Annotated in this window: 19 protein-coding genes; 13 read left to right on the top strand and 6 right to left on the bottom strand. The window is 55.0% G+C overall.

Translation table 11 applies throughout. From position 1 onward, the window contains the following. Positions 1-34: 34 nt before the first annotated feature. Positions 35-955 carry an aspartate carbamoyltransferase catalytic subunit gene (locus tag F0P93_RS27850; protein WP_114405778.1) on the bottom strand — a complete coding sequence of 307 codons (921 nt, stop codon included), beginning with the start codon at positions 953-955 and terminating at the stop codon, positions 35-37. Between the two features lie 152 nt (positions 956-1,107). Between F0P93_RS27850 and F0P93_RS27855 the strand changes: the two genes are divergently transcribed. Then, entirely contained in the window at positions 1,108-1,656 is a 549-nt protein-coding gene (locus tag F0P93_RS27855; RefSeq protein WP_150881089.1) for a hypothetical protein, read from the top strand. A 55-nt stretch (positions 1,657-1,711) separates the two neighbouring features. Beyond that, complete coding sequence (locus F0P93_RS27860) at positions 1,712-2,668, top strand: hypothetical protein (protein ID WP_150881090.1); 957 nt, start codon at positions 1,712-1,714, stop codon at positions 2,666-2,668. A 51-nt stretch (positions 2,669-2,719) separates the two neighbouring features. On the opposite strand, the gene F0P93_RS27865 is transcribed toward F0P93_RS27860, so the two are convergent. After that, the gene (locus F0P93_RS27865) at positions 2,720-5,854 is read right to left on the bottom strand and encodes a hybrid sensor histidine kinase/response regulator transcription factor (protein ID WP_150881091.1); all 3,135 of its coding nucleotides are present in this window, start codon (positions 5,852-5,854) and stop codon (positions 2,720-2,722) included. A 176-nt stretch (positions 5,855-6,030) separates the two neighbouring features. Between F0P93_RS27865 and F0P93_RS27870 the strand changes: the two genes are divergently transcribed. Next, positions 6,031-7,365 carry a hypothetical protein gene (locus F0P93_RS27870; protein ID WP_191908941.1) on the top strand — a complete coding sequence of 445 codons (1,335 nt, stop codon included), beginning with the start codon at positions 6,031-6,033 and terminating at the stop codon, positions 7,363-7,365. After that, entirely contained in the window at positions 7,362-8,891 is a 1,530-nt protein-coding gene (locus F0P93_RS27875; RefSeq protein ID WP_150881093.1) for a putative Ig domain-containing protein, read from the top strand. Before F0P93_RS27870 ends, F0P93_RS27875 begins: the two co-directional genes overlap by 4 nt. Positions 8,892-9,064: 173 nt before the next feature. Here the strand turns inward: F0P93_RS27875 and F0P93_RS27880 are convergent, their stop codons facing one another. The 4 genes from F0P93_RS27880 to F0P93_RS27895 all read right to left on the bottom strand — a co-directional run bounded on the left by F0P93_RS27880 (position 9,065) and on the right by F0P93_RS27895 (position 16,930). Further along, a complete protein-coding gene (locus tag F0P93_RS27880; RefSeq protein WP_150881094.1) occupies positions 9,065-10,372 on the bottom strand; it encodes an aminotransferase class V-fold PLP-dependent enzyme in 1,308 nt (435 codons plus the stop codon). A gap of 72 nt (positions 10,373-10,444) precedes the next feature. Beyond that, on the bottom strand, positions 10,445-11,608 hold the full coding sequence (locus tag F0P93_RS27885; RefSeq protein WP_225309677.1) for an FG-GAP repeat domain-containing protein: 1,164 nt from the start codon (positions 11,606-11,608) through the stop codon (positions 10,445-10,447). 15 nt (positions 11,609-11,623) lie between these two features. Further along, positions 11,624-15,127, bottom strand: a complete 3,504-nt coding sequence (locus F0P93_RS27890) for a PVC-type heme-binding CxxCH protein (RefSeq protein WP_150881095.1) — start codon at positions 15,125-15,127, stop codon at positions 11,624-11,626. Positions 15,128-15,370: 243 nt separating this feature from the next. Continuing rightward, on the bottom strand, positions 15,371-16,930 hold the full coding sequence (locus tag F0P93_RS27895) for an alpha-amylase family glycosyl hydrolase (RefSeq protein WP_150881096.1): 1,560 nt from the start codon (positions 16,928-16,930) through the stop codon (positions 15,371-15,373). A 304-nt stretch (positions 16,931-17,234) separates the two neighbouring features. Between F0P93_RS27895 and F0P93_RS31620 the strand changes: the two genes are divergently transcribed. The 9 genes from F0P93_RS31620 to F0P93_RS27935 all read left to right on the top strand — a co-directional run bounded on the left by F0P93_RS31620 (position 17,235) and on the right by F0P93_RS27935 (position 26,341). Then, positions 17,235-17,393 carry a hypothetical protein gene (locus F0P93_RS31620; RefSeq protein WP_191908942.1) on the top strand — a complete coding sequence of 53 codons (159 nt, stop codon included), beginning with the start codon at positions 17,235-17,237 and terminating at the stop codon, positions 17,391-17,393. Positions 17,394-17,488: 95 nt separating this feature from the next. Beyond that, on the top strand, positions 17,489-18,343 hold the full coding sequence (locus F0P93_RS27900) for a pirin family protein (protein ID WP_150881097.1): 855 nt from the start codon (positions 17,489-17,491) through the stop codon (positions 18,341-18,343). Between the two features lie 114 nt (positions 18,344-18,457). Further along, a complete protein-coding gene (locus F0P93_RS27905) occupies positions 18,458-19,654 on the top strand; it encodes a molybdopterin molybdotransferase MoeA (protein ID WP_150881098.1) in 1,197 nt (398 codons plus the stop codon). Between the two features lie 14 nt (positions 19,655-19,668). Next, on the top strand, positions 19,669-20,772 hold the full coding sequence (locus F0P93_RS27910) for a DUF922 domain-containing protein (RefSeq protein WP_150881099.1): 1,104 nt from the start codon (positions 19,669-19,671) through the stop codon (positions 20,770-20,772). Positions 20,773-20,896: 124 nt separating this feature from the next. Then, positions 20,897-21,916, top strand: coding sequence for a dipeptide epimerase (locus tag F0P93_RS27915; RefSeq protein ID WP_150881212.1), 1,020 nt, complete (start codon positions 20,897-20,899; stop codon positions 21,914-21,916). Then, entirely contained in the window at positions 21,913-22,977 is a 1,065-nt protein-coding gene (locus tag F0P93_RS27920; protein ID WP_150881100.1) for an aminotransferase class I/II-fold pyridoxal phosphate-dependent enzyme, read from the top strand. The genes F0P93_RS27915 and F0P93_RS27920 overlap by 4 nt, the downstream gene beginning before the upstream one ends. A gap of 100 nt (positions 22,978-23,077) precedes the next feature. After that, complete coding sequence (locus F0P93_RS27925) at positions 23,078-24,376, top strand: serine hydrolase (RefSeq protein ID WP_225309678.1); 1,299 nt, start codon at positions 23,078-23,080, stop codon at positions 24,374-24,376. 129 nt (positions 24,377-24,505) lie between these two features. Then, the gene (locus tag F0P93_RS27930; RefSeq protein WP_150881102.1) at positions 24,506-24,970 is read left to right on the top strand and encodes a hypothetical protein; all 465 of its coding nucleotides are present in this window, start codon (positions 24,506-24,508) and stop codon (positions 24,968-24,970) included. 255 nt (positions 24,971-25,225) lie between these two features. After that, on the top strand, positions 25,226-26,341 hold the full coding sequence (locus tag F0P93_RS27935; RefSeq protein WP_150881103.1) for a C40 family peptidase: 1,116 nt from the start codon (positions 25,226-25,228) through the stop codon (positions 26,339-26,341). The last annotated feature ends 30 nt before the right edge of the window (positions 26,342-26,371 follow it).

Below are 26,371 nucleotides of genomic sequence, written 5' to 3' on the forward strand. Positions count from 1 at the left end.
TACTGAGGGTTTATGGAAAGTCCGTGAATAGTGTCTACATCTGCGCTAGCAGATACAACACCGCCATCCGAACCGCCACGCCATTTTCCACCTGATCCAGAATAATCGAATGGTGTGAATCAGCCGCGTCGGAGGTCAGTTCGACGCCCCGGTTGATGGGGCCGGGGTGCATCAGCACAATCGGGCGGTCGAGTTCGTCCAGCATCTTTTTGGAAATCCCGTAATAGAGCGAATATTCCCGCAGCGACGGAAAATACTTGATCTGCTGCCGTTCCAGTTGAATCCGCAGCACGTTGGCGACGTCACACCAGTTGAGCGCTTCCCGAACGTCGTGGCTCACCTTCACCCCCAGTTCGTTGATGTGCTTGGGAATCAGCGTCGTAGGGCCGCAAACCATCACCTCCGCGCCTTGTTTTTGCAGACAGAAAATATTGGATAAAGCCACGCGGGAGTGTAGAATATCACCGATGATGGCGACGCGTTTGCCTGCCACATCGCCCAGCTTGTCCTGAATGGAAAACGAGTCGAGCAGGGCTTGCGTCGGGTGCTCATGGGTGCCGTCGCCCGCGTTGACGACATTGGCTTTGATGCGGTCCGACAGGTAGTGCGGGGCGCCGGGGCTGCTGTGGCGCATGACGATCATGTCGACCTTCATGGCCAGAATGTTGTTGACGGTATCCAGCAACGTCTCGCCCTTCTTAACCGAACTGCCCGAGGCCGAAAAGTTGACGACATCGGCCGATAACCGCTTTTCGGCCAGCTCGAACGACAGCCGGGTGCGGGTCGAATTTTCGAAAAAAACGTTGGCAATCGTGATATCGCGCAGCGACGGCACTTTTTTGATGGGTCGGTTAATGACGTCTTTGAACTCGCGAGCCGTTCCTAAAATGAGCTGAATGTCGTTCTCGGTCAGGTTCTTAATGCCCAGCAGGTGTCGGACGCTGAGTTGTTGCATGGCGCGAATGAGGAGGAAAAGTTTGGCAAAGATAGCTTTTGCAACGCCGGTTTTCAAATCCAATGCCGACTTAATCGGTCTGATAACCTTTTCGCTTTTCCGGGATAAGCAAGTGACAAACGCATCATCACCTTCTCATCGTCTTCGGAACCATGATCCGGCAACTGACTTATCATCCCGACTTTCCACGGAAGAGCGTTGCGATCCGGCAACAACTCCTCCGGTTTACACTGAGCCTTGTGCTGGGTTTCACGACTTTGTTTTTTACGAACATGACCGTGGTGTATTATCGAAATTTCTACCAAATCCGGGAAAACGGGCAATCGATGGCCATGATCGTTCAGCGAACGGAGCGAACCGTGGTGGGGAAAGGCACGCAAAAAAGCCGGGCGAAAACGTATCGCTATCAGGCGGTTTTTCAATTTCGGAATCAGGAGCGGACGGTGCCGGTTTCGAAGAAGCAGTATGAACACCTGAAACCGGGTGATCCGGTTCTGGTGCTGTACGGCGCAAAACAGGACGGTTTTATATCGGAAAACGATCCGGCCGATCACCGCCAACTGATTACACCTCTTCTTTTTTGGGCGGTTTTTGCCGGGTCTGTCGGGAAAACGTGGCGATTGGGTCGCAACCGGCTTACCGGAAAACAACCGGGCGACCGTTTACACAGAACTGCCGGGTACTTTGCCGGAACGACCTGAATTATCCTGATAAGTTGTTTATTTTTAGGGGCATCCTTGTTTTAACCCGTTGCGCATGCTCCGCGAACTCGTCGTTTTTCTGGGAAAGCTATACCGGCTCGTGGTGTCGCTGATGGTGGTGGCACTCCTGGCCGCTGTGGCCTGGTGGTTCTGGCATTTGTATGAGGACGAACGACTTCAAAATCAGTTTTTAAAGGAAGGAAACGTGGTTGAAGTGCAGGTCGCAGGGGTTGATGCAACACAGCGGTCGTACCGGGATATGCTGGGCAACAGCCGGTACATTACGTTTCCGTATCGCCAGAAAAGCTACACCATCCGTGTGGTGTTCGACACGGCCTGGGTAAGTTCGGGCGATCACATTCGGCTGTTGTATCACCCGCAGCGGGACGAATTTCGCCAGCAACAGGTCGACCGAAAACCGGGTCGGGTAGAATCCCGGCTGGTGAACTGGAGTTCGGTTCGCGGATTCAGCAAAGAGAACAAACTCCTGCTCGGTTTTTTGGTGGTGGTTACGTCGCTGTTCTTTTTCGCCGGGGGGGTACTGGTTTCCCTTACGGGCTGGACCTTTCTGCAAACCATCGCCCGGCTGGTTCTGATGGCGGTTCTGGGAATAGCGGCTGTATTTTTTACGTACGATACCTGGGAATACGTCCAGTATTATCAGCATGTAAAAACGAACGGGAAGCCGATGGACGTGACGGTACTCGATACCGACCGGCATCGCGTAGGCCGAAGCACCCAACGCTCCAGCTTCGCGATGTATGATTACGATGCGGAGTTCAACTACAAGGCCGAAAAATGGATCATTCCAATCACGGAAGCCGAATTTGAAACGCTGAAACCCAACGACAAACTCCGGGTGTTATACGATTCATCGTTGCCGGATTTCATGTCGGCCACCTATTCGGGAAATTATGCGCAGGCCATTGTGCCGGCTTTCTGCTGGGTTTTGTTTCTGGTAGTGGGGTGGAATACGGTATTCAAGTCATCCAGGAAACAGCAACCCGGGTGAGGTCGGGAAACTCAACCCGATGCTTGCCATCGACCCGATGCATCCCTGGAGCTAAGGAGCAACCGATCCATTCCCTTTGAGTCTGGCCGGTACGTACCCAAGCTCTTCCTGAAACACTTTCGTAAAATACGACTGGGAGCTGTACCCCACCGCCTGCGCGACCTGCGCCACATTTAATTCTCCGGTTTGCAGCAATTCGACGGCTTTTTCCAACCGCACACTGTGAATGAAGCGAGTGGTACTCCGATTGGTCAGGGCGACCAGTTTTCGGTGGAGCTGGGTGCGACTCATGCCCATTTTCAGCGTCAGCCAATCGACATCAAGTGCTTCGTCGGTCAGGTGATCCAGAATGAGCATTTTCAAGCGGGCCAGAAACTGTTCTTCCCGGGTTAGTTGAGGATCGGAAGCAGGCGTCAATGCTTTCTGCGGGTGGCGGGTGGAAAGCCGCCGTTGCCAGTTCTGGCGGGTGCGGAAGCAGTTCGAAATCCGCAGGCTTAATTCAGCCAGACTAAACGGTTTTCCCAGGTAGTCGTCGGCACCGAATCTCAATCCTTTCAGGCGACTGTCGAACGATGACTTGGCCGTCAGAAGCACAATGGGAATATGGCTGGTTCGCTCGTCCGATTTCAGACGCTCCATCAGTTGGTACCCGTCCAGTTCGGGCATCATCACATCACTGATAATCAAGTCCGGGATTTCAGCCAGCGCCATCGCCAGCCCCAGTCGACCGTTTTCAGCCGTGGCAACGCGGTAGGACCGGGCCAGGTTTTTGCTCAGGTACGTCCGCAGATCTTCGTTGTCTTCGATTACCAGCAGCAAAGGCAGAGAAGCCTGCTCCGGCACGTTCCTGTCAGCCCCGTTGCCCGCAGAAACCACGACGTTGGAAACCGGCGCCGACCGGTTTTCGTCAAGGCGATGGACGGCATCCGGCGGGTTGACACCTAATTCCGGATCGACAGTTGAGGAAGGGGTGAGGGGGAATTCGACCGTAAAAACACTGCCACTGCCCAACGTGCTCTCGACCGAAACCGTCCCGTTCAGCCAGTCAACCAGTTCTTTCACCAGTGCCAGCCCAATGCCTGTGCCGGAATAGGCCCGGGTCGATGAACTGTCAATCTGGTGGAACCGTTCGAAAATGCGGGTTAGTTGATGGTCGGCAATTCCGATACCCGTATCCGCCACAACCAGCACCAGGCGATGACCGGTTTTGATCCGGGCATTCACGCGCACCTGTCCGTTTGCCGGGGTGAATTTGAGAGCATTGGAAAGCAGGTTGTAGACGATTTTTTCCAGTTTGTCGTCATCGAAGTAATAAAGTTCAGAGCCGGTTTCGTCCGTCGGTGAAAGGGCCCCGGATTCCCGGTCGATCCACTCGAGGGTAATCAGCCGCTGACGGGCCAGGTCCGTAAACTGCGCCACGACCTGCGCGACGAAGGCCAGCGGATCGCCCACCCGCTCCCGTTTTTCGAGCCGTCCGGCATCGAGTTTGGCCATGTCGAGTGTTTCGTTGATGAGTCGCATCAGGTGCTGCGTATTGCGCTGAATGGCGTGTAATTGCTGCCGGTGCGGTTCCGCCAGCGGAGCCTGTTCCAATTGCTCGGTACCGTTGAGGATAATGGTCAGGGGAGTGCGCAATTCGTGGGTAATGTTGGTAAAAAACCGGCTTTTTAACTCATCCAGCTCCCGAATCGTTGCGGCTTCAAATTCCCGGCGGGTCAGTTCCCGCCGAAGTTTTCGCCGTTGGTGGCCGCTGTGCAGGAGCTTTCCGCCCACCGAGCCCGTCACCGCCAGCACCATCAGCCAGAACCAGGCGGTTTTCCAGAACACCGGCTGTACGATTAGAGTCATCGTAGATACCGGTTTTTCCCAACCCAATGACCGGTTGTATTGATTGAGTGTCAGTGTATACGTCCCGGCTGCCAGTTGATAGGCAACCTGGCTGACGAAGTCTTCGACCACGTTCCAGTTTTGATCGTATCCGTCCAGCCGCAGCCGGAACGCCCGGGCCATGTATCGCACCTGGGGCGACACCCGCAGGGTAATCAAATCACCCTCCTGCACCGTCAGCGTGGGATGCCCCAGCGAGTCCCGAACGACATGATAACCGGAACCGGGTTCTTCCAGGCGGTTCTGGTTGATGACGATGTCGATCAGATTCAACGCAGGGATTGGACGAATCCGGTTTAGATCATACGCCAGCAGCGTTTGCCCGGCCGTCACCCAAAGCCGGTTGTGCTGTCCGGGATACACGAAGAAAACCCGGTGGGTGATGCCACTGAATTCGAGTTGCTGCAACTCACCTTGTTTCGTGTACCGAAAGCTGGCAGTATGGTTCCGGAAATACGTATTCCCGGCCGCGTCGTCGAAGAAATCACGAACCGTCTGGTCGGGATGAAACCGGGAAGGCGTCAACGGAAGCCGCTCGATCTGGTTGGTTGCCGGGTCGATCACGTCGATTTCGCTGGGCAGGCCCACCAGGATTTTACCGTCGCGACGGGCATGGATGCCAATGGGCAGCAGACCGTCGGGGGACGGAACGGGGGAACCCAGCCCCTGCTGGTACCGCTTCAGGTGCCGGGTAAGGGGGTGGTAGGCATAAACCGCCTTGCTGGTGGTGAACCAGATCGTCCCCCGGCGGTCTTCGGTGATCCAGCGAACCCCCTCGTCTACATTACTGAATACTTCATCGACCGCGTAGGTGCGGGGGTTGAAGTGCAGCAGTCCGCGCCCCCGCTGACCGATCCAAAGGGTTGAGTCGGCGGCTGCAAACAGGTAGTGACTTTTTCGGATGGACAGAAACTCCCGAATCACACGGGAGGAGTCGGGAATCCGGATGATTTTGTCCTGATCCGGGTCGATGTAGGACAGCACCTCGCCCCGACCGAGTTTGCACCAGATGCGGCCGTCGGGGGACGGAACGACGTGAAAATAATCATCGCCCTGCCTCAAAACTGGATCGTGATAGGCCCGGAACTGCCGCCCATCAAAGCGCACGATGCCGTCGTTGGTGGAAAACCACAGATGTCCCCGTTGGTCCTGGGTAGCCCCGGTGGTATTGAAATTGATCGTCGCCGGCGGGAGATACTGGGCAATCCGGGCAGGCATACGCTGCTGCGCCCGCAGGGATAAACTCACCAGACTACCCAAAAACAAACCGTATACTCTAACCCGGATTCTGGACCACATCGAACGCGCACATTGCCTTGCCGAAGGTACAAAACCGCCGATTAGATACCAAATGGAACATATGTGCTAAAAATGGAACATATATGGTAGACTTGAATAGGGCCCGAAGACGATTTTTACACGGGGATTGCACCCCTTTTCAAATTCATTCACAACCCAATAGCTCAATGCGGTTTATGAAAACTGTTCTACCCTACAGGCCCACCCTCCGGACGAGGACGCGGCCGCTGTTTCGTCTGGCTCTGCTGCTGGGGTTATTGCCCCTGAAGCTACTGGCCCAGTTTTGTCCCAACGGCGTCACCGTGGCTGGAGGCAACGGCCAGCTCCCAAATCCTGAATTCGTTGTGGTCGATGCGGCTGGTAATGTTTACGTCAGTGACCGGAATCTCGACCGGATTATGAAGTTTCCGCCCAACAGTACCCAGGGAGAGGTCTTTGCCGGAGGGAATGGGGAGGGTGCCGGGCTCAATCAACTGAACCAGCCCCGTGGTCTGGCGCTGGACCAGCAGGGGAATTTACTAGTCGCTGATAGGGAAAACGACCGGGTCCTGTTATTTCCCCCCAACTCCACTTCGCTAACGCTGGGCACCGTGGTTGCGGGCGGAAACGAAGAGGGGAATGGTTCCACCCAGCTTTACAATCCAACGGACCTGACGCTGGATCAGCAGGGCTATTTGTATGTATACAGCTCTGGAATCAACCGGGTGGTCAAGTTTCCGCCCAATTCCACGTCCGCTACCTCGGGCACCACTGTTGCTGGGGGGAATAACTCTGGCCCCAATCTGAATCAGATCGATGGTTGCGATGGCATCGCGGTGGATCAGGACGGAAACCTCTATGTATCTGATATGTTCAACTATAGGGTTCTCAAGTTCCCTCCCAACTCCACCTCGCTGACGTCCGGCACCATTGTCGCCGGGGGAAACGGACGGGGAAGTGGGTCCGATCAATTATTTATTCCATACGATATTGTCGTCGATGGGTCGGGCAATCTCTATGTGGCTGATCAAGGTAACAGTCGGGTACAGGTTTTCCCCCTAGGGTCCACCTCATTAACTGCAGGCACCACCCTTGTGGGAAATAATCAGCTAGCTAGCTCCAAAGGATTGTTCTTGAATGGAAATGGGGACCTCTTTGTGGTTGATGGTGTGAACAATCGGGTCCTGCGCTTTTCACCCTTCCGTTTTACCGGCCAGCCACCCACCAGCCAGACCGTCTGCACCGGGGCCACTGTCACGGCCACCGTCAGTGTCAGCGGGACCGTCAGCGGGTATCAGTGGTACAAGGATAACGTCTCGCTGGGCACCAGCCAGCAACAGGCCACCCTGAGCCTGACCGGGGTTGATACCGACGATGCGGGCAGTTACTACGTAGTGGTCACCGGATGTAGCAGCCTGACCTCGACAGCCTTTGCCCTAACGGTGAATGAAGCACTCACGGTTAGCATCAGTCCCTCTACCACCGCTGGCTCCGCCGGGTCCCTGCCAGCACGTCGGGAACCTACTCCGTGACCGGCACGACCAACGCCTGTTCGGGTACCGCTACCGCCAGTGTGACCATTTACGACGCACCACCCACACCACTGCTCAGCGTGTCGCCCAGGGTGACCCAGCCCATTCTGCAAAACACGCCCTACGTCACCCTGACCGTGACCGGCTGCGAAGGCGGAACGATGAGCTGGCAGGGACCCGGCGGAGCCAGCGGCAGCGGCACTACCATTTCGGTTCCTACTTCGACCACCGGCAATCTGGCCTATTCGGCCACCTGTCAGGTCGGCAGCTGCGTCAGTTCGCCCGGCACCCTGACGGTCACCATCAGTCCCCCGCTGGTCAGTGGCAGTTTCGACGGGTTTGTCAATGGCGCCGATTGCAGCACATTCCGGGGCTGGGCCTGGGACCGTAACAAGGGCAACACCGCCATTTCGGTCGATATTCTCGACGGTCCCCAAGTCATTCACACGCTGCTGGCGGATGTGTTCCGGCAGGATCTGCAAACCGCCGGCAAAGGCAACGGCAAACACGCCTTTAGCTGGAGCATTCCCACGGAACTGAAAGATGGGTTGGCGCACAACCTCACCGCCCGCGTTTCGGGCAGTAGTTTTATTCTGAAAGATTCGCCCAAAGCCTTAATCTGTCAGGGCAGTAGTACGCCTGCCAACAAAGCGCCCGTGCCTCCCTCGCCCACGATTCTGGTGACGCCACTGGCCGCTCAGGTGGGTGTGCCGTTCTCCGGTACGCTGGTCGCATTCACCGATCCGGAAAATCAGCCGCTGACGTACGGATTAAGCGGTTTACCGGCCGGGTTATCGATCAATGCCAACAGCCGGGTGATTTCTGGTACGCCCACTGAATCAGGCACGTTCGTGCTGGCGTATTCGGCCAGTGACGGGGTACTGACAAACTCGGTCAGTTTTCCCCTGACGGTCAACCCGTCTTCAACGACGACGGTAACGGGCAGCTTTGAAGGCTATCTGGACAAACTGGATTGTGGTGGTATTCGGGGCTGGGTGTGGGATCGCAACAAACCCAACACCCCGCTGACGGTGGAGTTCTACCGGGATGGCACGGGAGAGGTGTTGGGCAGTGCGGTGGCCAATATCTTTCGGCAGGACCTGAAAGATGCCGGGAAGGGCAATGGAGCGCATGCGTACAACTTCACCCCGCCGGGCAGTGTGACCAGTAGTACGTTAATCAAGGCGCGGGTGTTGGGCAGCACGTATGAACTGAAAGGCGGAGCCAAAGCCTACCAATGTGCCCCGGCCCGCTTATCGGCCGAAACCGGTTCGGAGCTTCGGGTGACGGTTTTGGGCAATCCGGTTTCGGATCAACTTCAGGTAGAAGTTCGGGGAGCAGAAGGTCAGCCGTTGCGATTGCAGCTAACGGATCTGAATGGTCGGCTGGTGACGGAACGCCAGATTGAAACCGCTAAAGCCATTGAGCAGCAGAGTCTATTGATTGGCCAACACCCGGCGGGGCTGTTGCTCCTGCGGGTCAGCAGTGGAGCGCAGCGCGTAACGCTAAAAGTCTTGAAACCGTAAATGGACCGGGGCTACTTCAACAATCAGAACCAGCTTCTGAAGTTGATACCCTGAATCAGTGCGTTGTTCAACAGCCGAATGGTACGTATCAGGTCAATGGATTGATTGTCCTGATACGTACCTCTGCCTGCTAAAAACCGGATATTGCTTTTCGGTTGGCGACCAGTAACGAATTAGGCCTTCTTTTTCTCCGCTGCAATTTCCCCAATCGCGCGCACCAGTTTGTCCAGGTCGGTGAGCGTCGTGTAGACGTGGGGGGTTACCCGGACGCAACTGATGTTTTCCCAAACCGTGGGCGAGGTGTTGATTTTGTATTTCGACATGAGCTTGCCTTCCACTTCGCCGGGCGTCATGCCGTCGATGCTCACCCCGCAAATGCCGCAGGAAAATTGCGACTTGAGCGAAGTCGACAGCCGGACACCGGGGATTTTCAGGGCTTTTTCGGCCCAGTAGTTTTTCAGATACCGCACCCGTTCTTCCTTGCGTTTGTTGCCAATGCCATTGTGAAAATTGATGGCTTCCCCAATGCCCTGTTCGATCGGAAAACTCCGCGTACCAAGCGTCTCGAATTTGCGGATGTCGTCGCTCTTTGGCTGGCTATTGCACAGCAACGGCCAGATTTTGGATATTTTTTCTTTCTTGATCCACAACATGCCGGTGCCGACGGGGGCCGACAAAAACTTGTGAAGGCTCGTTCCGAAGTAATCACAACCCAGTTCCGACACCTTGAAATCCAGCAAACCAAAGGAGTGTGCACCGTCAACGACTACCTCAATCCCGTGTTTGTGCGCCATTCGGCAGATTTTCTGAACCGGCATGATTTGTCCCACCCAGTTGATGACGTGCGTGACGTGGATGATTTTGGTTTTGGGCGTAATGGCTTTTTCGTATTCGCGGACAATCTGCTCGTCGTCTTCAATCGGGAAATTGAAACTGAGCTGTTTGTAGACAATGCCTTCCCGTTGCGCCCGTTGCCGCCAGGCCTGAATGATGTTCGGATAATCCTGTAACGTACCGATTACCTCGTCGCCCTTTGCCAGATCGAGTCCGTAAATAACCGTATTGAGCGCTTCGGTGGCATTGCGGTTGATGGCAATTTCGTCCGGTGACGTACCCGCCAGCAACGCCAGTTTTTCGCGCACCGGCTCGCGGCCCTGATCCAGAATCCGCCACATGTAATACGACGGCCCCTGATTCACCATCTGGTTGTAGCGTTCGACGGCCTGTTGTACCACGAGCGGAGACGGCGAAACGCCCCCGTTGTTCAGAATGATGGTGCTCGACGACGAAGCGGTGTAGCCCTGCTGAATGGTCGCCCAGTAGTCTTCGTCGGCCGCCACCTGCAAGGGGCTGAGGTGCTGCACCCGCTCGTTGGCAACGGCCCAATCCGCAGCGTGGACGGTGTTGAACAGGCTGTTGAGCGAGAATGCACTGCCGGCGGCAGCCAGCTTTTTGACGAAGTTTCGGCGGTTTTCTGACATGAGGATCCAGGTAAGGGAGTTGATCGGATTTATGGCTTCAATTTACGGGTAAATCGCTTTCCAGCCTTAAAATTAGTTTTTCTCGTTGAAAAAAACCGTCAGACCATCTTTTCCGGCCACGACAATATCCTGACGCCCGGTGCCGCGAAGATCGCCGAGGGCAAATGTAATTCCGGTTCCCTTGCCCACACCCGCCGGACCGTATGCGATGGTGTGTTTGGTAAAAGTCTTCCCATCCCACGTAAAATAGTACAAACCGACGTCATCATAACAGCCGGGATCGGTGTCGTTGTGCGCCCGAAACCGCTTGCCGGTGATGAGTTCCGGGTTGCCGTCGCCCGTAATATCGGCCCATTCCATCGTGTGGTACTGGGATGCGCTTTCGTCGATGCTGTGCTTTTTCCAGGTGCGCTGGCCTTCTGTCATCACCTGTTCGTACCAGTGTAAACCGTAGCTGTGCCCCTGGCCAACGATCAGATCATTCCGCCCGTCGCCGGTCAGATCGACCACCAGAATCGGGACGCTGGTGGTGCCCAGGTCAAATTCGGCCCGCATCGCCCAGGTCTCGTTGCCCTTGTTTTCGAGCCAGCCCTTGCTGACAATAAAATCGCCTTTTCCATCGCCGTTGAGGTCACCAAAGCCCAAACCGTGGTCTTGCAGCGATCCTACGTTCACCAGCCGGAAGGTGCTGTCTTTTTCGAGCTTGAAGTACTTCAGCGGTTTTCCCGGATTGTTCGGAACGATTTCGATCACGCCGTCGCCGTCCACATCCCAGGCCCGGGTGCATTCCACCGCGCCAACACCAGCAATGGTGTGAATGGGCCAAAGCCCGGTTTTGCCCGGATTTTCGAGCCACCGGAGCGAGCCACCCCAGTAGCCACCCGTCACCACATCCAGGTTGCCGTCGCGGTTGACATCCAGCGGGATGGTCGAAAAATCATCGTAATACTGATTGTACCGTTTCTGATTCCCGATCAGATACCGCTTGCGAAAGAGGGCTTTGGGATCGGCCGAGTTCTCATACCAGAAATCACCCGAAACCAAATCGGGCCGACCGTCTTTGTTGACGTCGATAATACCCACCGACTCGTAGCTTTCGGAGGCCACATAATACCGGGAAAACCGGGGTAGTTTTTGTTTGGCAGGACGGTCGCTGATCCAGCCGGTTGACAGCAGACTGGTTAAAACAAGCAAATACAGGACTTTGGCAAGCGGCATACACGTTCGAATAAGCATGGCAAAAAACCGGTTTTACTTGACACTCAGCAAATACCCCAGCAACTGATTGAACTGAGCCTGCGGAATGGTCTGGCCGAAATGGTCGGGCATCAGTGTGTACCGGGACGCCTGACTTTCGGCAATGTCTTTTTTCGGAACAAAAAACTCTTCACCGGCGGCATTGGCGTAGACCACGGACGCGGCCTCTTCCCGGCGGAACAACCCGGTTTTAACGCTGCCGTTTTTCAGCTTGATCGTATACGTTCGGAACGCTTCCGAGATGTTCCGGTTCGGGTCCAGAATTTTGGTGGCCAGCGACTGACTGCCCCAACTGCCGATGCCGTCCAACTGCGGGCCAATCATGCCGCCCTCCTTGTTGATCTGGTGGCAGGGCGAGCAGTTTTGGACAAAGATTTGCCGCCCGCCGGTGGCCGAAGCGTCCAGGTGCGCCAGCCGGTCTTTGATGAGTGCTTCCCGGGTTTCATCGATCGGACTCAGATTGGCGGTCAACTGGGTGAATTCGGCTAGTTGCTGAGGGCTGGCGTTCAGCAGTAGCCGGTCTTCCAGACCCGGTTGCCGCAGAATCCGGGTGTACAGAATGCCATTCCGGACTTGTTTCAAAATGAGGTCTTTGCCGTCCGAATTGGTCGCCAGTGCCTTCAGCAGTTCGAGCTGCACATCACCCGACGTTTTTTTCAGTCCGTCGGCTAGCACCTTGCCCGTTTGCGACAGCGGAAACTCACCCAGCATCCCGGCGATCTCTTTGCGATACGGCTGGGGCGATGAGTCATCGGAGAGCAGGGAAACCGCCTGGGCTACATACCGCTCGGGAGCCAGCCGGAGCAGCGCCCGTAGGCTGGCCACTTTGATAAAATAGGCCGTCGACGGACTCGCCAGCAACTTTTGAATGGTGGGTTCCAGGGACGTAATGCCCGATTCGCCGGCGGTTTCGATCGCAAACCGTTGCTGTTCCCCCTGCTCCTTCGGATTGATGGCCGGAACCTGAATGGCGTTCGTTTTGAAGTTGCCCACCCAGATCAGCCCGGACGCCTGGTCGATCACTTCCAGATACACGCGTTTGCCCTGATAGGCCTGCAAATCCCAGGTGACGGTTTCGGCCTGATAATCATTCGCTTTCAGAAAGGACTTTCGGGCAATGATCTGGGTTGTGTCGTCGGCCAGTCGCAACTGCACCCGGTTTTCGGGATCGGTGTTGGTTTTAAGGTTGTAGTTCACCGTAGAAAATTCCAGCGATGCAGGAGCCGTAAAAACCGGCGACCGGACAATGCCTTTGAGCCCACCCAGATCAAAACCAAACATCCGAATGTCGGGCGACAAAAGCGTGGTGACGGGCGGAATCCGAATCGCCACCGGCAGGTCTTTCAGGTATAAATTCCCCTCCAGCGCGTACGTCCAGTCCGGTGCCGGGGGCACGATCAGGCTCTGTGCCAGTGCGATGCCCCATTTCCGGACGGATTCGTCCACGATACCGCCCTGCTGTTTGATGCTTTGCTGAATCACCGTAAACAGCTTGTATTGGCTGCCCGGATCGCCCTGGTATTTCCGGATGATAAACCGCACCAGATCATCGCGTTGGGCAACAGGCAGATAGAGTGCTGTCTGGCGGAGCATCTTCAATTCCGTTTCTTTCGGAAGGGAAAAGGCTTTCAGTGTTTTCAGGAGAAACTCACTGGCATACACCGTGTTGACCCCGATCAGGGATTCGGTCAGGGCAATTTGATCCGTCTGACTCCAGCCATTCAACGCAGCCTGCGTTCCCACCGGTTTTTGCCGCAATAAATCGCGGAGGCAGAGCCGGGTGGTGTAGGCCAGGTGCGTATCGAATGCCGGTATGGTTTGCTGAAAAGCCACCAGCGTTTTGACGGTTTCCAGCGTCGGATACATAGTCAGGGCTTCCACCGCAGCCCGCTGCACGTGGGGATTCGCGTCGCTCAGGGCTGCTTTCACCGGGGCTTGAAAGACCGTTCCAAGTGTTTTCATTTCCCGGACGATGCGCAGCGCGTGCGTGCGAATCAGCGCTTGCGGGTTTTGCAGGGCCTTGAGCAGGGTTTCATCCCGTAAGGCTCCCAGCTGGTACAGGACCCACAAGCCCTGTGCGTGACCGGTTTCAGGCGTTTTGCGTCGGCTCAGCAGGTCTTCGACCGGTTTGACGGCGGCTTTGCCGATGCGGTGAATGAGTTGATCGGCCACGGTCATGCGGATGGAAAGATTGTCGGCCGATAACCCGTCCAGCAGGTCGTTGAGACCGGCTTTTGTCCAGTCTTTCAGACCGTTTTTGTCGAGCTGCCCTTTGTAGGTAATGCGCCAGATGCGGCCCAGGACGTGATCGCGGCCGGGGTTGTCGAGCGGCACCTCATAGTGACCAATGATGCGGTTGTAGAAATCCGCCACGTACAACGCGCCATCCGGCCCCTGAACAATGTCGGCGGGCCGAAACCAGGGGTCGGTGCTTCGTAGAAAATCCTCCTCCATTTTTCCCACCGGAGAGGAGCCTTTGAAGGCATACGAACTGCGGTAGATGCGGCATTTTACGACATCGCCCATGAACAGGCTGTTACGATACGGTTCGGGAAAGGTGGTGCCGCTGCTGAGGGCCAGACCCGACAGGGCGGTGGCTTCCCGTTCGTGCGGTTTCATGATGGGCGCGAAACCGATTCCTTCCGGCAAGCGGCCAAAATACGGGTATTCGGCTCCCCGGATCAGTTGATAAAGGGGAGAGGAGTGGCAGTCCGAAGAATAGAGGTAGCCCCAGTCGTCGAACGTCAGGCCAAACGGATTGACGCGGCCAAAGGTCGTTTGTTCCACCCGGCTGCCGTCCTGCCGAAACCGGAAGGTGTTGCCGGAGCCGAGCGTCAGGGAGTCGCCGTCGGTTCCGGCAATTTTCGACAGGTTCGTAAAGCCGTGGCAGGCATGAATCCAGCCGTCGAAACCGCGCCGGAAGTGATTAACCATGCCGTGGGTGTCTTTGAAGCCAAACGGCCCAAGCAGCCGACGGCTGGTTTCGATTTGATCGTCCCCGTTGGCATCGGTCAGTTGATATACGTTCGGAATGCTGAACGCGACGGCTCCGTCCTGAACCGGCATAATACCGATGGGAATGTTGAGCGTATCGCTGAAGGGGGTAAAGGTGTCGGCTTTGCCGTCGTGGTCCCGGTCTTCCAGAATCGTGAGCCGGTCATGGCCGTTGCCGGGCCGCGCCGGAAACGGATATTCCACCGATTGCGTCACCCACAGGCGTCCTTTGGCATCGAAGGCCAGGTTGATGGGTTTGCCAATTTGCGGCTCGGAAGCAAACAGTTCGATCTCAAAACCGGGCGGTAGCGTAAAACCGGCCTGTTCGTCTGCCGGTGAGCGGGCCTCCGTTGAGCGGATGTGTTCGTCAAATGCGTTGCCGCTATAGGGTTGAGGTTGCTGCTGCGTCTGCGCAGGGGTGGCTTTCTTTTGCTGCCAGTACGTCGTGCAGCCTGCTACCAGCAGAAAGCTCAGTAGTGAAAATTGGTAAATAGGGGCTCGCATTGGCCTGGCCTGCTACGGTAAAAAGGGTTAGGAATGCTCTTGAATCGGCGGTAGTTTCCAGCCAACCCCAGGGTGCAGGATGAACGAAAGGGCGCTCCTGAAAGATACCGTCGACTCAAAAGGTGTGTAGCAAATATACGGGCTGCTCAGGCGGCTTTCTTTTATTTTCTTTCCAATTTATGGTACTATTTTTCAACTTCCGGTTTCACGCTACCCGGGGATATGGACTCGTTTCGAAGCGGATTATTCCAGCACCACGCAGCCATATGCCGGAACCCGTACTTTTCCATTTTTGAACAGCTTGGCTCCCCCCGCCGTATCCAGCACAACTTGCTTCCCGTCAGCCAGTTCGGTGGGATACAGAACCGCATCCAGCCCCCGTTTGGTCAGGTTGTGGATGACCACCACCGACCGGTTTCCGGATTTTCGGACCAATGCAATCACGTTTTTGTGCTGAATGCCCGTCACTTCCAGTTTGCTCAGGTTGTCGTTCAAAACCGGGTGGCTGTTGCGGAAGTGAATGAGTTTTTTGTAGTGGTTGTAAAGCGAATTCGGGTCGGTTTGCTGCTGCGCCAGGGGCGTCACGGTTCGGCTGGTCGAATACCGGGCCTTGCGCCAGCGGGCGCGTTCCGGGTCATTTTTGTCGATGTCCCAGAGAAACGGTTCGCGGATGTTTTCATCGGGTTTGGCACCCAGCATTCCGATTTCCTCCCCATAGTAAAGGTAGGGATTGCCGGGCAGCGTCAGCAGCAGATTGGCGGCCACTTTCAGGTGGTTCAGATTGCCGTTCAGAAAACTGCCGATCCGGGTCTGGTCGTGGTTGGAAAGCATGATGGCGTCGATGAAATTCGGGTTTACTTCGGCAAAAATCGAGTGATTTCGCACCAGCATCTGCACAATTTCCGCCGTGTCCCGCTCCTTGAACGGAATTTCCTGCAAGGCCAGGCTGAGGTCGAAATTGAAGTTGGCTTTCAGTCCCCGGAAGTAGGGCGCAATGCGTTCGGCCCGCGTCCAGACCTCGCCGACGGTGTAAACGCCCGGTTTGGCCGCTTCCATGACTTGCCCAAATTCTTCCCAGAACTGGTGATTTTTCGGCTCTTCCCACTCCGGGTAAATGTGCCGGGCTGCGTCAAGCCGAAAACCGTCGACGCCGACGTCGGTCAGCCAGAATTTTCCGGCTTTGTAAATTTCTTCCCGCACCTTCGGATTGTCGTAGTTCAGATCCGGCATCCCGCTCCAGAACAGGGCATAATATTTCTCCGAAAACGGCGCGCCCGGCACGCGGTGCCAGGGGTTTTTCTCCTGCGAATCGGCGGTAATTTCGCGGGTCGCAATGTTGAGCGCGTCGATTTCCTGCTGGCTCATCCAGACGTACCAGTCGTGATACGGATTGTCCTTGCTTTTGCAGGCTTCCACAAACCACGGATGCTGGCGGCTGGTGTGGTTGATCACAAAATCCAGAATGACCTTGATCCCGCGCCGGTGGGCTTCCGAAACGAGCCGCCGAAAGTCGTCCATTGTGCCGTATTCGGGTGCAATGCCGTAGTAATCCGTCACGTCGTACATGTGGTAGCTCGGCGACGGATTGACAGGCATGAGCCAGATGGCCGACACGCCCAGGTCTTTCAGATAATCCAGTTTGGAAGTAACGCCGTTGAGGTCGCCGATCCCGTCGCCGTTGGAGTCGCAGAACGCGCGGACAAAAATCTCATAATGGACCCCGGTTTGGCCGGTTACGGGTTTATCAGAATTCAATGGTGGCAAAGCTTGTGAAGTTAGTTGGGCAGATGCATTAGCAATCATATGGCAAAAAAGGATTCAAAAGGTAAACCCGCCGAAGCAGCCGGGAGTTTGTAAAGACGGTTTTTTCCTCAAATTCGACAACAAAATCTCCAAATAAACTAGAACACCACGGCAATGACCCTGAAAGGGTCTCATCACTAGCCCCGGATAAAATCCGGGGTTGACCGTGGTAATCCGGGGTCGGTAACGGCCATTCGGGGTTGATCGTGGTAATTCGGGTTTGGATCATGGTAATCCGGTGTTGATCATGGCAATCCGGTCGATCATGGCAATTTGGGTTTGATCGTGGCAATCTGGGTCGATCATGGCAATCGGTGTCGATCATGGCAATCCGGTCGATCGTGACAATCCGGTTAATCACGACAATCCGGGGATTGCAATTATGGGCATGATCATCCGGATTGCCACGGTCAACCCCGGATTTTATCTGGGGCTAGTGATGGAACCCTTTCAGGGTTCGTAGATACGGGCATTTAGTGTATATGTGATAATCATGAACTTTTGGTACAGTATAAATGTATATACATTAAATGTAATTACTTGTAAATCCTTACGACGATGAAAACTGAACGCACCGTACAACAATTGATACCGGCCCCATTGATGAGCATGGGCGAACTCCGGGTTCGCCAGCCGCTGCCCTCGGGCCGACTGAGTTACCTGGACCCGTTTGTCCTGTTACACCACGGTCATAGTTTCCTGAAAGAAAATGAAAACCCTAACCACGCTGGCGTAGGACCACACCCGCACCGGGGGTTTTCGCCGGTCACGTTTGTCTTCAAAGGCGGGGTGCGGCACCGCGACAGTCGGGGCAACGACCGGAGCGTTTTTGAAGGCGGCACGCAATGGATGAACGCCGGTTTGGGCATCATGCACAGCGAACGGCCGCTGTCCGACGAACTGGAAATCATTCAGATGTGGGTCAATACGCCGTCTGCGCACAAAAAAGATCAGCCGAGCTACTACCCGCTGTTGAAAGAAGAAACGCCTTCATTCGTCAGCGACGATGGGAAGGTGACGGTCAACGTGATATCCGGTGAACTGTTGGGTCTGAAAGGCCCCATCCCGACGTTCTCGCCCATCAATTCCGCGACCTTGTTCCTGAAAACCGGGGGCAAAATGTATCTGCCGCTGCCCGCCAGTCACAACGCGTTTCTGTATTTGCTGGACGGAAAACTGCGTGTTGGCGACCAAACGGAGGTGAACGCCCGGTATATGGTGGTTCCGGAAAACGACGGCGAAGGCATCACCCTCGAAGCCCTCGAAGACACCCGGCTTTTGCTGATGTCGGGCGAACCGATTGGCGAAAAAATCCTGGCGCAGGGTCCGTTTGTGCTCAATAACGAAGTGGAAATAATGGAAGCCTACCGTGATTACCGGATGGGGAAAATGGGGATTTTGATCGAAGACTAAAAAAGACGTTGCTAAAAAACGCGGAGGGCGGGGTATTTACTAAGATTCTGGTAAATTCTCCGCCCTCCGCATTTTTGCGTGGTGTTCTTTTGTTTTTTTGTAAAAAACTTGCCTATGCTCTCCGTCGCCGAAGCCCATTCCGTTGTCCTGAATCACCTGCTGGTAACACCAGCAGAACCCATCCCGTTACCCCAGGCGGCTGGGCGGGTGTTGCGCGAACCGCTGACCGCTGACCGCGATCTGCCGCCTTTCAACCGTGTGTCGATGGATGGAATCGCCATTCAGTATGCGGCTTTCGAGACCGGACAGCGGCAGTTTCGGGTCGCCGGAACGCAATTTGCCGGACAACCGGCGCAAACCCTGACCAATGAAACCGCTTGTCTCGAAGTGATGACGGGAGCCATGTTGCCGACGGGAACCGATACGGTTATCCGCTACGAAGACCTTCAAATCACCGACGGTCTGGCTGAAATCCGGATCGATGCCGTTCAGGCCGGGCAAAATGTGCACCACCGGGCGACGGATCGGAAGCAGAACGAAGAACTGGTTCCGATTGGAACACGACTGGGACCACCGGAAATGGCCGTGGCCGCATCGGTTGGCAAAGCGACAATTCTGGTCAGCAAACGCCCCAAAATTGCCCTGATTTCGACGGGCGACGAACTGGTCGATGTTTCGGAAACGCCCGAACCCTACCAGATTCGCCGGTCGAATACCTATCTGCTGCAAACGGTTTTGCAGGCAGCCGGAGCCGAAACCACCCTGCTGCATTTGCCCGATGACGCCGATACCATGGAAACCGCTTTGAAAACCGTCCTCCAGGAGTACGATGCGCTGGTGTTGAGCGGGGGTGTTTCAGCCGGGAAAGCCGACTTTGTCCCGAACGTCATGGAACGGCTGGGTGTCCGGCAACGGTTTCATCAGGTGGCGCAACGCCCCGGAAAACCGCTGTGGTTTGGGGCCTCCGACGAAGGGAAGGTCGTTTTTGGCCTGCCCGGAAATCCGGTTTCAACGTTCCTGTGTGCGTATCGGTACTTACTACCGTGGCTGAAGGCGTCGCTGGGTTTGCCGGTTTTGCCGCCTTCCGTCGCCCGCCTGGCCCGGTCGGTTTCCTTTCCGCCCCAATTAACGTATTTTTTGCCCGTTCGTTTGTCAGTCAGTCCGGACGGAATCGGGTTGGCCGCACCCTTACCCGGCAGTGGGTCAGCCGATTATGCCAATTTGCTGCAATGCGACGGTTTTATGGAATTGCCGCCGGAACGGGCGGAGTTCAGCGAAGGCGAAGCCTTTCCGGTTTATACGTTCCGCTAACATCCTCAGCTATCGTGAAACGGGTTCTGTCCATTCTGCTCCTTTTGCTTCCGCATTTTCTGATGGCGCGGCAGGAACCGGTATGGATTTCGTTCAAAAAAGAACCCGTTTTTGTCCGCAATCCGACCTTTTCGCTGTTGAAGATTCGGGATGAGCGGTCATTTAAGGCGCAGCTTGGCACCATCATATCGGGTCCGAAAAGCAGTATCGCCGTTCGCAGCAACGACGAAATCGCTTCGACCTTCGATGATTTGCTAAGTCCCGGTTTCAGTCCCGATTCAACGCGCGTACCCATTATCATCCGCATTCAGGAACTCATTTTTTTCGAAAAAGAAAAGAAGGCTCTCCAGGCCGACGGCACCTGCCGACTGGAACTGGCCTTTGATGTGATGCGTGACGGCAAGCCCGTCCAATTGACCACCTATACCGCTCGGACTATTTATACGCGTTCGTTCGGGCAAACCGACCGGCTGGAACTGGTGGCTCGCAAAGCCCTCGAAAGTGCCGCGCAGTATCTTTCCAACTGGATCAAAATCAACCGCGACAAAAGCCCGGCGCTGGTGAAAGGCCTTAAATTTGTGTATATCGACCACAGCATTCAGCAGGCGTCGGGCGATACGGTTTTTTACCACCCGCTTCGGCCGCTCTCGTGGGACGATTTTCAGGCGGCTCCGCGCATCGGCAGTCGCAATGCGGCTTCGATTTTTCCTACGTTCTCGTACGAAGGCCACAGCCGTTGGGTCAATGGCTTTATTGAGGTGCAACTCACATTCAAAACGTTCATGGTAAAAAGCATGTCGTGGGTTCGTCCGGGGCATAAAGACGACTACGGATTGCTGCATGAACAGAAACATTTCGATATTGTCAAACTGATTGTCGAACGGTTTAAACAGCGCATCATTGCCGACCCGGATATGGATTTCGAGGAGTACAACAGCCGCGTGCAGTTTCTGTACCTGGAAGCCTACCGCGACATGAACCGCTGGCAGGAGCAGTACGACGGAGAAACCCAGCACGGCATCAACCGCGCCGAGCAGGAACGCTGGAACCGCAAAATTACCCAGGACCTGAAAAATGCCGAAGATTTGACGGCCATTATGCTGTCAAACCGACAATAAATGTGTGTTCGGTTTTCGGTTTACCGTTTTCGGTTGGCTGATGCGTTCTTGAATGCATGCGCCAGCCACCGTATACCGAAAACCGTATACCAAAACAAACTCTTTATTAACATCAACTATGCCCATTTCCCTTCGTTTCCACCGTTTCGACCTTCGACTGAAACACACCTTTACCATTGCCCACGACTCCCGCGACGTCCAGCCATCGCTCATCGTTGAACTCTGCGACGGCCCACTGAGCGGTTTTGGCGAAGCCACTTCCAACAAATACTACGGCATCACGCTCGACCGCATGATCGACGACCTCGAAGGCATTCGCGGACTGATTGAATCGAACGAATGGACGACGGCTGAAGACCTGTGGCAACTGGCGCATGCGTCGTTGAAAGATAACCCGTTCGCCCAGTGTGCATTAGACGAAGCTGCGCATGATCTGGTGGCCAAGCGCGCCGGGAAACCGCTCTATCGGCACTGGAACCTGGATGCCAGCCAAAACCCGATCACCGATTACACCATCGGGATCGATTCGGTGGACAACATGGTGCTGAAAATGCAGGAATTGCCCTGGCCGCTCTACAAAATCAAGCTCGGAACGCCCGACGATCTGGCCATTGTCCAGGCACTTCGCCAACACACCGATGCGGTTTTTCGCGTGGATGCCAACTGCGCCTGGACAGCGGATACGGCCATTCAGAATGCGCTGGATTTTAAAGCATTGGGCGTCGAATTTATCGAACAGCCGCTCAAAGCCGACGACTGGGAGGGCATGAAACGGGTGGTTCGGGAAAGTGTTTTGCCCGTTGTTGCCGACGAAAGTTGCATTGTCGAAAGTGATGTCGAACGGTGTGCGGGGTATTTTCACGGCATCAACATCAAACTGACCAAATGTGGTGGGTTGACGCCCGCCCGGCGCATGATTGAAAAAGCGCGGCAACTAGGCCTGAAGGTGATGGTGGGTTGTATGAACGAAACCAGCGTCGGCATTTCGGCCATTGCGCAGTTGCTGCCCCTGCTCGATTACGTCGACATGGACGGCACGCTGCTCATCACCAATGATCCCGCAACGGGCGTCACCTTCGATTTTGGCCGGGTGATTTACGCCGACGAAAACGGAACGGGGGCGAATCTTACCCGCAACTCATGACCGACCCTTATTCAATTGACCATTTGCCCGGCCGAACCATCGACCTCGACGGACAGGCATATTTGTTTTTCAGTGGAACGTCGTACCTCGGCCTGGCGCAAAACCCGGCGTTTCGGGCCTTGCTGACCGAAGGCATGGCGCAGTATGGCACGGTTTTCGGTTCGTCGCGCAACGGCAATCTGCAACTCCGGATTTACGAAGAAGCGGAGGTCAAACTGGCCGCGTTTGCCCGCGCCGAAGCGGCTTTGACCCTGTCGTCGGGCATGTTGGCGGGGCAGGCCGTCGTCAACTGGCTGAAAGGGCAGGGGTTTGGTTTCCTGTACGGCCCGAACGCTCACCCCGCCATCTGGCAGGAGCCGAACACCCGTTTGCCCACGCTTTCGTTCGACGACTGGACGAAGCAAGTGCCCGAACTGGTGGCAACGGCCCCCATGCGGCACATCGTCATTGCGCTCAATTCACTAGATGCCTTGTTTTCGGTTGGCTACTCGTTCGAGTGGGTCAATCAATTGCCCGCTGATCAGGAAATTACGTTGCTGGTGGATGACTCGCACGGTCTGGGCGTGATCGGGCCGGAGGGCAGCGGCATCGGGTCGCAAATACCCCGGCGGGACAATGTTCGGCTGATTGTCACGGCGTCGCTGGCGAAGGCGATGGGCCTGCCGGGCGGGGTGATTTTCTCCGATTCCCAAACGCTGGAGTCCATTCGCCGGACGGCTTTTTTCGGAGCCTGTTCGCCTACGCCACCGGCTTATCTCTACGCCTTCGGTCAGGCACAGGGGCTCTACCACGCGGCTTTTGACCGATTGCTCGAAAACATCCGGCAGTTTGAAAACCGGGTCGGTGATTCCGATTTATTTCAGCACATTCCCGCTTATCCGGTCTTTTATACTGCTCAGGATCAGTTATATTCGTCCCTGTTGGCGAACCGGATTTTTGTCTATTCATTTGCCTATCCGTCGCCCACCGACAAGCCCAACACCCGCATCGTCATCAACGCGATGCACCAACCGGAGGATATCGAACAACTAGGCGACATTCTGTATGGAAAAACGAAGTGAGTGTAATGATACCCCGTGCGTTGCTCAGAAAATCAAAAGGTTACTATCCGATTTTCGGCTGATTGCCCCTAAATCCCCTAAAGGGTACTTTGGACATCCGGTGTATTCTACGTCCAAGTCCCCTTTAGGGGATTTAGGGGCAAGTCGGCAAAGGTGGTATGTTAGCGTTCTTCCCATCCTGCTTTCTCTTACCGGCTATCAAACCACGGCCCAACAAACGGATAAATTTCTGGACGGCCTCCTGAAAAAAAGCCCGGAATTGTTCGGCCGGGTTCTGGCCAATCCGGCCAAATACGACGTCCAGATTATTTATACGCAAATCAACCGCGACGAGAAAAACCGCCCGCTTTTCAAAAGTTACCGCTACCGGCTCGACAAAGACCGGTATTTTTATCCGGCCAGCACCGTCAAACTGCCGGCGGTTTTGCTCGCACTGGAGAAAATCAATCAGCTCAGCAAAAAACAGCCGGGCTTATCGATTTACACCCCCCTGCTGACCGACTCGCTGGCCGGTATACAATCCGCCGTCAGCGCTGATCCGACGGCGGAAAACGGGTTGCCATCGGTGGCGCACTACGCCCGAAAAATCCTGATGGTCAGCGACAACGATGCGTTTAACCGGCTGTATGAATTTGTCGGACCCTGCGAAATGAACGAACGGCTGCGCGACAAGGGCTACCGGGATTTGCGCATCGTCCACCGACTTTCCATCCCGCTGACCCCCGAGCAAAACCGCCAAACCAATGCCATCCGATTGGTCAACTCCGATGCGGTTTTGTACCAGCAGCCCGTGCAGGTTTGTGACAAAATCTTCCGGCCTGAGAAACCCATTCGCCGGGGCGTCGGCTACCTGAAAGGTGGAACGCTGGTGAAGGAACCGTTCGATTTTACCGAAAAAAACTACTTCTCGCTCGAAGACCAGCAGGAAATGCTGAAGGCGGTTTTGTTCCCCGATGACGTGCCGGTGCGGAAACGGTTCGACCTGACCTCCGACGATTACCGGTTTTTATACCGTTACCTATCCCAATTGCCGCGTGAATCGAAGTTTCCGAAATACGATTCGACCTATTACGACAGTTTTTGCAAATTTCTGGTGTTTGGCGATGCCAAAAGCCAGATCCCGCCGTCGGTCCGGATTTTCAATAAAGTAGGAGATGCTTACGGATACCTGATCGACAACGCCTACATCGTGGACTTCGACAAGGGCGTGGAGTTTCTGTTGTCGGCGGTGATTTACTGCAACGAAGACGGTATATTCAACGACGATGCCTACGATTATCAAACCGTTGGCTACCCGTTTATGGCGAATCTGGGGCGGATTTTGTTCGATTACGAAGTCGAGCGGAAACGACTCAACCCGCCGGATCTGAGCCGGTTTCGGGTGAATTATGATCAATAGAAAACGGGAACTAAAAATTCAGTGACTTTTGATAACGGTTCAAGTGCCTAAAATGACGATTCATGTAACCATCGATTGAGATTTGGTGCGTTCAACGCTACGTTTGCAGCGAACAAAACAACTCTACTGATGAAAAAAGTACTCGTTTTCCTGTTTGTACTCGGCACATTGGCCGCTTGTAAGAAGGACAACAACAACGATCCCAAACCGGATCAGCCTGCTGAACCGGCGGCCAAAGTGGCAGGGACGTACAAACTAAGCTCTTTCCACTTCATCAACGGCGCCAACGAAGTCGAACTGGAAAAATTACCCGTGGTGGAAAGTGGCAAAACCGTTGCTTCCGGGACGGTGAAACTGACCAAAAAATCGGACGGGAAAGTGCTGATGAATGTAACCCTCGTGATTGAAGGCGAAGGAACCATTCCCGTAGTAGAAGACCTGGAGGTCGATGTTCGGGAATCCGGGAAAGTTTTCGGACTGTTTGCCGATGGCGAACGGATTGGCGATGCCGACGGCGGTTTCATCATCTTTAATGTTTCCGGAACCTCCGACACCGGCGACGAACTGCTGCTGGCTTTCAATGCGAAGAAATAAAAAGTATACGGTATACGGTTTTTAGTTTACGGTTGGCTGACGCATTTGTAGTTGCATGCGTCAGCCAACCGTAAACTAAAAACCGTAAACTATAAAAAGCCGGAAACGCATTTGCTTCCGGCTTTTGTATTTTTGTGCGTTCTGGCGGCCGATGCCTGATTCAACTAGGTTCAGCGCAATGAAAATTAGAAATTTGAATCATTCGGTATCGGTCTTTTCGCTTTCGTCGCTTATCTTTCTTCTTTTCTGGGTACCATGAAACAAATTTTTACCGCGATTTTCCTGCTTTGTATGCTTTCTGCCGACGGTTTTACGCAATCCATCAGTCAGGCGGTTGATTCCGTTCGGAAGCAGTATGCACCGGATAAACGGGTGGCGATTTTCAATGTGGAAGCGGATTCGTCGGGCCAGCTGACCGGTTTTACCAACCTGCCCGAAGCCAAACAGGCCCTGCTCGCCCGGCTAAAAGCAGCGGATGTGGCGGTTGTCGATCAGATTCAGTTGCTGCCCGCGCCGGTTTTGGGCGAAACGATCTACGCCGTTGCCAACGTGTCCGTTGCTAATTTGCGCTCCAACGCCCGCAATGCCGCCGAACTGGCCACACAGGCCCTGCTGGGCATGCCACTGAAAGTATGGGATAAAGACCGGGGCTGGTACCAGGTGCAAACCCCCGATCAATACATCGCCTGGACGGATGCGGGGGCCATCCAACTGATGACGAAAGCCGATTTTGAACAGTGGCAGTCGGCCGAAAAAATCATCTACACGCGGCCTTTTGGGTTTGTCTACAGCAATCCCGACAAGCGTTCTCAAACCGTATCCGACATTGTGGCCGGGAATACACTGGTGCTGGTCAGCGAACAGCGGCAGTATTTTCAGGTCCGGTATCCCGACGGCCGGATGGGCTACGTTCCCAAACGGGAGGCCCAGCGGTTTGATCGCTGGAAAGAAACGGCCAGACCTACCGAAGACGCTTTGGTCAGCACGGCGAAAAGTCTGATGGGTATTCCATATTTGTGGGGTGGCACGTCGGTGAAGGGCATGGATTGCAGCGGTTTTACCAAAACCGTTTACCTGCTCAACGGGCAACAATTGTCGCGCGATGCGTCGCAGCAGGTGAACGAGGGCGAACTGATCGACACACCCAACAAAACCTTTGCCCAGCTCAAACCCGGCGACCTGCTGTTCTTCGGCGAACCCGCTACGGCCGACAAACCCGAGCGCGTGGTTCACGTCGCCATGTGGATTGGCAACAACGAGTTTATCCACGCATCGGGCCACATCCGGGTCACCAGCGTCGATCCCACTGCTCCGAATTTCGATGCCTATGAACTAAACCGGTTTCTGCGGGCAAAGCGGGTTTTGAAATAATTAATGATAAATGTAAAATGATGAACGCTA

This window comes from Larkinella humicola, from assembly GCF_008727875.1.
In the GTDB taxonomy this organism is placed as follows: domain Bacteria; phylum Bacteroidota; class Bacteroidia; order Cytophagales; family Spirosomataceae; genus Larkinella; species Larkinella humicola.

What these genes read in the sequence shown, in the direction of transcription:
- F0P93_RS27900 (WP_150881097.1), top strand. Translation starts at nt 17,489, where the DNA reads ATGAAAACTGAACGCACCGTACAACAATTGATACCGGCCCCATTGATG.
- F0P93_RS27855 (WP_150881089.1), top strand. Translation starts at nt 1,108, where the DNA reads ATGATCCGGCAACTGACTTATCATCCCGACTTTCCACGGAAGAGCGTT.
- F0P93_RS27865 (WP_150881091.1), bottom strand. Translation starts at nt 5,854, where the DNA reads ATGTGGTCCAGAATCCGGGTTAGAGTATACGGTTTGTTTTTGGGTAGT.
- F0P93_RS27850 (WP_114405778.1), bottom strand. Translation starts at nt 955, where the DNA reads ATGCAACAACTCAGCGTCCGACACCTGCTGGGCATTAAGAACCTGACC.
- F0P93_RS27890 (WP_150881095.1), bottom strand. Translation starts at nt 15,127, where the DNA reads ATGCGAGCCCCTATTTACCAATTTTCACTACTGAGCTTTCTGCTGGTA.
- F0P93_RS27860 (WP_150881090.1), top strand. Translation starts at nt 1,712, where the DNA reads ATGCTCCGCGAACTCGTCGTTTTTCTGGGAAAGCTATACCGGCTCGTG.
- F0P93_RS27880 (WP_150881094.1), bottom strand. Translation starts at nt 10,372, where the DNA reads ATGTCAGAAAACCGCCGAAACTTCGTCAAAAAGCTGGCTGCCGCCGGC.
- F0P93_RS27930 (WP_150881102.1), top strand. Translation starts at nt 24,506, where the DNA reads ATGAAAAAAGTACTCGTTTTCCTGTTTGTACTCGGCACATTGGCCGCT.
- F0P93_RS27885 (WP_225309677.1), bottom strand. Translation starts at nt 11,608, where the DNA reads ATGCTTATTCGAACGTGTATGCCGCTTGCCAAAGTCCTGTATTTGCTT.
- F0P93_RS27935 (WP_150881103.1), top strand. Translation starts at nt 25,226, where the DNA reads ATGAAACAAATTTTTACCGCGATTTTCCTGCTTTGTATGCTTTCTGCC.
- F0P93_RS27905 (WP_150881098.1), top strand. Translation starts at nt 18,458, where the DNA reads ATGCTCTCCGTCGCCGAAGCCCATTCCGTTGTCCTGAATCACCTGCTG.
- F0P93_RS27920 (WP_150881100.1), top strand. Translation starts at nt 21,913, where the DNA reads ATGACCGACCCTTATTCAATTGACCATTTGCCCGGCCGAACCATCGAC.
- F0P93_RS27870 (WP_191908941.1), top strand. Translation starts at nt 6,031, where the DNA reads ATGAAAACTGTTCTACCCTACAGGCCCACCCTCCGGACGAGGACGCGG.
- F0P93_RS27895 (WP_150881096.1), bottom strand. Translation starts at nt 16,930, where the DNA reads ATGATTGCTAATGCATCTGCCCAACTAACTTCACAAGCTTTGCCACCA.
- F0P93_RS31620 (WP_191908942.1), top strand. Translation starts at nt 17,235, where the DNA reads ATGGCAATCGGTGTCGATCATGGCAATCCGGTCGATCGTGACAATCCG.